This is a genomic window from Kitasatospora sp. NPDC094019 (genome assembly GCF_044764505.1).
Classification (GTDB): Bacteria; Actinomycetota; Actinomycetes; order Streptomycetales; family Streptomycetaceae; genus Kitasatospora.
Genome location: NZ_JBIWIF010000044.1, coordinates 1 through 6,829 on the forward strand (window position 1 = coordinate 1; position 6,829 = coordinate 6,829).

Annotated in this window: 5 protein-coding genes and 1 pseudogene; 3 read left to right on the plus strand and 3 right to left on the minus strand. The window is 70.4% G+C overall.

What is annotated here, in order from left to right; genetic code table 11:
• Positions 1-221 (plus strand): annotated as a pseudogene (locus ACIQ9P_RS39260) (haloacid dehalogenase); the annotation flags it as partial.
• Positions 222-289: 68 nt separating this feature from the next.
• On the opposite strand, the gene ACIQ9P_RS39265 reads toward ACIQ9P_RS39260, so the two are convergent.
• The 3 genes from ACIQ9P_RS39265 to ACIQ9P_RS39275 all read right to left on the minus strand — a co-directional run bounded on the left by ACIQ9P_RS39265 (position 290) and on the right by ACIQ9P_RS39275 (position 5,246).
• Complete coding sequence (locus ACIQ9P_RS39265; protein ID WP_402367320.1) at positions 290-1,009, minus strand: SDR family NAD(P)-dependent oxidoreductase; 720 nt, start codon at positions 1,007-1,009, stop codon at positions 290-292.
• Between the two features lie 518 nt (positions 1,010-1,527).
• Positions 1,528-2,817, minus strand: coding sequence for a citrate synthase (locus tag ACIQ9P_RS39270; protein ID WP_402367323.1), 1,290 nt, complete (start codon positions 2,815-2,817; stop codon positions 1,528-1,530).
• 224 nt (positions 2,818-3,041) lie between these two features.
• Positions 3,042-5,246 (minus strand): ATP-dependent RecD-like DNA helicase, encoded by a 2,205-nt coding sequence (locus ACIQ9P_RS39275; RefSeq protein ID WP_402367332.1) that lies wholly within the window; start codon positions 5,244-5,246, stop codon positions 3,042-3,044.
• A gap of 189 nt (positions 5,247-5,435) precedes the next feature.
• On the opposite strand from ACIQ9P_RS39275, the gene ACIQ9P_RS39280 reads away from it, so the two are divergent.
• Together ACIQ9P_RS39280 and ACIQ9P_RS39285 are read left to right on the plus strand one after the other, a co-directional pair.
• Positions 5,436-6,230, plus strand: a complete 795-nt coding sequence (locus ACIQ9P_RS39280; protein ID WP_402367327.1) for a VOC family protein — start codon at positions 5,436-5,438, stop codon at positions 6,228-6,230.
• Between the two features lie 30 nt (positions 6,231-6,260).
• Positions 6,261-6,713, plus strand: a complete 453-nt coding sequence (locus ACIQ9P_RS39285) for a GNAT family N-acetyltransferase (protein ID WP_402367330.1) — start codon at positions 6,261-6,263, stop codon at positions 6,711-6,713.
• The last annotated feature ends 116 nt before the right edge of the window (positions 6,714-6,829 follow it).

Genomic DNA, 6,829 nt, shown 5'->3' on the forward strand with positions numbered 1-6,829 from the left:
GCGGCGACCTGCGCTCCGCCGCCGACGCCATCCGCCTCTCCCGCAGGACCCTCGCCACCATCAAGGGCAACCTCTTCTGGGCCTTCGGCTACAACATCGCCGCGATACCCCTCGCCGCCGCCGGACTCCTCAACCCGATGATCGCCGGCGCCACCATGGCCTTCTCCTCGGTCTTCGTGCTCACCAACAGCCTCCGGCTCCGCACCTTCCAGGCCGGCTAGTACCCCGGAGACGGCAGAGGGGCCCGTACCGCGTCCGCGGTACGGGCCCCTCTGCCGTTCGACGGCTCTCAGCGGCCGAGCAGCTCGCCGCCGTTGCAGTGCAGGATCTCCCCGGTGATGAACCCGGCCTCCGGCGAGGCCAGGAACTGCACCGCCGCCGCCACCTCGCCGGTCTCCCCGATCCGCCCGAGCAGCGTGCGCGCCGCCCGGCGGGAGACCTCGGCCTCGTCCAGCCTCGGCCCGAAGAACTCGGTGCCCGCCACCGTGCCCGGGGCGACGATGTTGGCCGTGATGCCCGAGGTGCCGAGCTGCGCGGCCAGGAAGTTGTTCCAGGCGTGCAGCGAAGCCTTCGCCGCCCCGTACGAGCCCGCCCCGCGCAGCGCCGCGATCGAGCTGATGGTGACCACCCGGCCGGAGCCCGCGGTCAGCCGGTCCCGGATCGACTCGGTGAGCAGCACCACGGTCAGCACATTGCGCTCGAAGTCACCGCGCCAGCGGGCCAGCAGGGCGTGCGGCCCGGCGCCGATCACCGTCTCCCGACTGCCGGCGTTGTTCACCAGCACGTCGACCCGCTCGGGCAGTTCGGCGAGCGCGGCCTCGACGGCGTCCGGGTCGGCGAGATCGCAGATCAGCGGGGTCACGTTCGACCCGAGGGTGGTGGCGGCCTCCTCCAGCACCGCGCGCCGCCGACCGACGATCACGACCTGTTCGCCGGCCTCGGCGAACCGCCGCGCCACCTCGTACCCGATCCCCGTGCCACCGCCGGTGACAACCACGTTCCTGGTCATCCGCGCACTCCCTCCCCAGCTCCGCCGCCACGCTGCGAGGTGCGGGCGGTCCGTACCGGAATGCCACGATTCCTATCACGCTCGGTTGCCGTGACTGCGGGGAGGGTGACGTCGCCGCCGGCGGAAGGTGTGATATGGAGCCCGTACCGCACGCACACGGAGCGTGGCGAGAGGCAGCTCACACCCCCCGGGCGTAACTTCTCGCACGCTGATACGTCTTAGGTTGGTAGTGCGGCAGTTTTTCCGGTGGGCGAAGACGTGGCGAACGGCACGACGTCGACGCGTGGCCACCACTGTCGCCGACGGGGCTCCGGCGGGCCCCGGGTCGGTCGCCGAGGTTGGCGGCCTTCGCGCACGACGCCGGGGTGTGGCGGGGGTCTGGGACGCTTTGAGCGGCCGTCCCGGGCCCGCAGCCGCCCCCGGAGTCGTGCGCCGCACCGAAGGCGCAAAGACCAAGGGCCCGGCCGCAGGAATGCGGCCGGGCCCTCGTGGCACGGTGTCAGGGCGTGCGCTTGGCGTCAGCGGGCGTCGATCCCGACGTAGTCGCGGATCTCGACGCCGGTGTAGATCTGCCGCGGACGGCCGATCCGGCTGGTCGGGTCGTTGATCATCTCGTGCCAGTGGGCGATCCAGCCCGGCAGCCGGCCGAGGGCGAACAGCACGGTGAACATGCTGGTCGGGAAGCCCATGGCGCGGTAGATCAGACCGGTGTAGAAGTCCACGTTCGGGTAGAGCTTGCGCGAGACGAAGAAGTCGTCCTTGAGCGCGTGCTCCTCCAGCTTGAGCGCGATCTCCAGCAGCTCGTCCGACTTGCCGAGCTGGCCGAGCACCTCGTGGGCGAGCAGCTTGACCTGCGCGGCGCGCGGGTCGAACGCCTTGTACACGCGGTGGCCGAAGCCCATCAGCTTGACGCCGGACTCGCGGTTCTTGACCTTGGTGATGAAGGCGTCGACGTCGCCGCCGTCCTTCTGGATGCCCTCCAGCATCTCCAGCACGGCCTGGTTGGCGCCACCGTGCAGCGGGCCCCACAGCGCCGAGATGCCCGCCGAGATCGAGGCGAACAGGTTGGCGTGGCTGGAGCCGACCAGGCGGACGGTGGAGGTCGAGCAGTTCTGCTCGTGGTCCGCGTGCAGGATCAGCAGCTTGTCCAGCGCGTTGACGATGACCGGGTTGAGCTCGTAGTCCTCGGCCGGGACCGCGAAGGTCATCCGGAGGAGGTTCTCGACGTAGCTCAGGTCGTTGCGCGGGTAGACGAAGGGCTGGCCCATCGCCTTCTTGTACGCGTACGCCGCGATGGTCGGGAGCTTCGCCAGCAGGCGGACCGTCGACAGGTGGCGCTGGGCCGCGTCGAACGGGTTGTGGCTCTCCGGGTAGAACGTCGACAGCGCGCCGACCACCGAGGACAGCATGGCCATCGGGTGGGCGTCCCGCGGGAAGCCCTGGAAGAAGCGCTTGACGTCCTCGTGCAGCAGGGTGTGCTGGGTGATCTCGCGGTTGAACTCCGCCAGCTGACCCGCGTTCGGCAGCTCGCCGTTGATCAGCAGGTAGGCGGTCTCGATGAAGTCACCCTTGGCGGCGAGCTGCTCGATCGGGTAACCGCGGTACCGCAGGATGCCGTTGTCACCGTCCACGAAGGTGATCGCGGACTTGTAGGCGGCGGTGTTGCCGAAGCCGTTGTCCAGGGTGACCAGGCCGGTCTGCGGGAGCAGCTTCGAGATGTCGAAGCCGGCGTTGCCCGCAGTGCTCTCGACGACGGGGTACTCGTACTCGCCGTCCTGGTACCGCAGTACTACCGAGTTGTCGCTCACGTCTTCCTCACCGACGAAATGAATCCTCTTCCAAGGTGCCCTGACTGTCTCTACCATCCCCCATCCGGCGGACAGCCGCGCACCCGGGGTGACCCGAAAGGGCCCGCCCCTACAAAACCTGCCGCCGCAGCCGGTACGAACCGGACAAGATCGGCACCCCACCAGGCTCTGCCGTAAATCTCTTCACGTCAAGAGAACAATAGAGGCAAGCATCCCTTGGAGAATCATCCAGACGCCAACCGGTGATCGAGCGCGGCATGCCTCCGACCTGCACTGACACTGCGAACCGCCTGGGCGATCGCTTTCCGTGACCCCACCAGCACAACCAGTTTTCGGGCCCTGGTCACCGCCGTGTAGAGCAGATTTCGTTGAAGCATCGTCCACGCGGACATGGTGACCGGAATCACCACCACCGGGTACTCGCTCCCCTGCGACCGGTGGATGGTCACCGCGTAGGCGTGCGCGAGCTCGTCCAACTCGTCGAAGTCGTACGGCACCTCCTCGTCCTCGTCCGTCAGCACCGTCAACCGCTGGTCGTCCGCGCTGAGGGACGTCACCACTCCCACTGTGCCGTTGAAGACCCCGTTCTGCCCCTTGTCGTAGTTGTTGCGGATCTGCGTGACCTTGTCGCCCACCCGGAACGTCCGCCCGCCGAACCGCCGCTCCGCCAGCCCCTCCCTGGCCGGCGTCACCGCCGCCTGGAGCAGCGTGTTGAGGTTCCCCGCCCCCGCCGGACCCCGGTGCATCGGCGCCAGCACCTGGACGTCCCGCCGGGCGTCGTAGCCGAACTTCTGCGGGATCCGCCGCGCCACCACGTCCACCGTCAGACCCGCCGCCAGCTCCGTGTCGTCCTCCGCGAACAGGAAGAAGTCCGGGAGTCCCTCGGTCAACGGCGGCAGGCCCTCGTTGATCCGGTGCGCGTTGGTCACCACACCCGACTGCTGCGCCTGCCGGAAGATCCTGGTCAGTCGCACCGACGGAATCGGCCCGCCCTCCGTGAGCAGGTCCCGCAGCACCTCCCCGGCACCCACCGAGGGCAGCTGGTCCACATCCCCCACGAACAGCAGGTGCGCGCCCGGTGCCACCGCCTTGACCAGCTTGTTCGCCAGAATCAGGTCCAGCATCGACGCCTCGTCGACCACCACCAGGTCCGCGTCCAGCGGTCGGTCCCGGTCGTACGCGGCGTCCCCGCCCGGCCGCAGCTCCAACAGCCGGTGCACGGTCGAGGCCGCCACCCCGGTCAGCTCCGCCAGCCGCTTGGCCGCCCGCCCGGTCGGCGCCGCCAGCACCACCTTGGCCCGCTTCGCCAGCGCCAGGGTCACGATCGACTTCACCGTGAACGACTTGCCGCAACCGGGGCCGCCGGTCAGCACCGCGACCCGCTGGGTCAGGGCCAGCCGCACCGACTCCTCCTGCTCCGGCGCCAGCTCCGCCCCCGTCCGCCGCGCCAGCCAGCTCAGCGCCGCCGGCCAGTCCACGTCCCCGAACCAGGGCATCCGGTCGGTGTCCGCCCGCAACAGCCGCAGCAACTGATTGGCCAGGGAGACCTCCGCCCGGTGGAACGGCACCAGGTACACCGCCGTGATCGGCTCCCCCGCCGCCCCCGGCACCTGCTCGCGCACCACCCCCTCGGCGGCGACCAGCTCCGCCAGGCAGTCGATCACCAGCCCCACGTCCACCTGGAGCAGCTTCACCCCGTCCGCGATCAGCCGCTCCTCCGGCAGATAGCAGTGCCCCTGGTCGCTGCTCTGGGACAGCGCGTACTGCAGACCCGCCTTCACCCGCTCCGGGCTGTCGTGCGGGATGCCCACGGCCTGCGCGATCCGGTCCGCGGTGAGGAAGCCGATGCCCCACACCTCCGAGGCCAGCCGGTACGGCTCGTTCTTGACCACCCCGATCGAGGCGTCCTCGTACTTCTTGTAGATCCGTACAGCCAGCGAGGTCGAGACCCCGACCCCCTGCAGGAAGACCATCACCTCCTTGATGGCCTTCTGCTCCTCCCACGCGGCCGCGATCTTCTTCGTCCGCTTCGGCCCCAGCCCCGGCACCTCGATCAGCCGGCCCGGCTCGTTCTCGATCACCTCCAGGGTCTCCGCCCCGAACCGCTCCACGATCCGCTCGGCGAACCGGGGCCCGATCCCCTTGATCAACCCCGACCCCAGATAGCGCTGGATGCCCTGCACCGTGGCCGGCAGCACCGTCGTGTAGTTCTCCACCACGAACTGCCGGCCGTACTGCGGGTGCGACCCCCAGCGCCCGTGCAGCCGCAGCGACTCCCCCGGCTGCGCCCCGAGCAGCGCGCCGACCACCGTCAGCAGATCGTTGCCGCCCCGGCCGGTGTCGACCCGCGCCACGGTGTAGCCGGTCTCCTCGTTGGCGTACGTGATCCGCTCCAGCACCCCTTCGACCTGGGCGAGCTGACGCGGCACCGCCTGCTCCCCACCGCCGGTGCCGGTGCCCGTTCCGGTGCGCGCCGCTGTCTGCCTGGCCACCGGGCCTCCTGTCACCGTGCGGAACGACTTCCGCTACGCACCGTACCGTCCGGGTGCGACATCACGGGCGGCAGTGCCAGGCTGGAGCCGGCGGGAGGGGCCACGACGTCGAAGGAGTGCCACACCGTGCTCACCACCGCCTTCCGGCCCGGCGCCCCCAACTGGCTCGACCTCGCCAGCCCGGACACCCCGGCCTCGGCCGCCTTCTACACCGGGCTGTTCGGCTGGACCACCGCGACCGGCCCCGGAACCGCCCGCCACGGCCTCTTCCGGCAGAACGGCCGGACGGTCGCCGCCCTCGGCCCCACCGACGCCTCCGGCTCCTCCGGCGACCGGGCCGCCTGGACCGTCCACTTCCGCACCCTCGACTCCGACCGCACCGCGGCCCTGGTCCGCGAGGCCGGCGGCCGCATCCGTTTCGGTCCCTTCGACGTCCTCACCAGCGGCCGCACCACCGGCTGCACCGACCCGACCGGCGCCGACTTCGCGGTCTGGCAACCGCACGGCATGCGTGGTCTGGACACCGTCACCGAGCCCGGCAGCCTCTGCTGGACGGAGTGCTTCAGCGTCGACGCCGAGGCCGCCAAGACCTTCTACCGCGCGGTGTTCGGCTGGCAGGAGCAGGACGTCCCGCTCGGCCTCGACCTGTACACGGTGCTCACCCCGCCCGGCGGCGGGACCTCGGACGCGCACGGCGGGATCTGCCCGATCCCGCCCGAGGACACCGCCGTCGGCATCTCCTCGCACTGGCTCCCCTCCTTCGAGGTGCCCGACGTCGACGCCACCCTCGCCGCCGCCGAACGGCTCGGCGCCACCGTCCGGCTCCCCGCCGAGGACGTCCACGGCGTCGGCCGGCTGGCCCGGATCGTCGACCCCCAGGGCGCCCTCTTCGCCGTCATCACCAGTGCCCCGCCCGGCTGATGACGGAAAGCGCCCTTCTAGGGTGTGACCATGAACGATCTGACGATCCGCCGGGCGACCGGCGACGACCTGCCGGCCATTGTCGCGATGCTCGCCGACGACCCCCTGGGCGCGACCCGCGAGAGCCCCGACGATCTCACCCCCTACCGCACCGCGTTCGACCGCATCGACGCCGACCCGCACCAGCACCTGGTCGTCGCCGAACGCGCCGGCCGGACCGTCGGCACCCTGCAACTGACCGTCGTCCCCGGCCTCTCACGGAAGGGCGCCACCCGCACCGTCATCGAGGGCGTGCGGGTCCACGGTGACGAGCGCGGCAGTGGCCTGGGTACCGAACTGATCGAGTGGGCGATCGCGCGCTCCCGCGAACTCGACGCCCAGCTCGTCCAGCTGACCTCCGACATCACCCGTACCGACGCGCACCGTTTCTACGAACGCCTCGGTTTCGTCCCCTCCCACCTGGGCTTCAAGCTCGCGCTCTGACGGCTCCGCCGGAAATAGGGGAGAACGCAAAGAACCCCCGTCGGTTTCCCGACGGGGGTTCTTCACAATGATTGTTCGGCGGCGTCCTACTCTCCCACAGGGTCCCCCCTGCAGTA

Coding starts and splice junctions, on each gene's coding strand:
- ACIQ9P_RS39265 (WP_402367320.1), bottom strand. CDS start 1,009: ATGACCAGGAACGTGGTTGTCACCGGCGGTGGCACGGGGATCGGGTAC.
- ACIQ9P_RS39285 (WP_402367330.1), top strand. CDS start 6,261: ATGAACGATCTGACGATCCGCCGGGCGACCGGCGACGACCTGCCGGCC.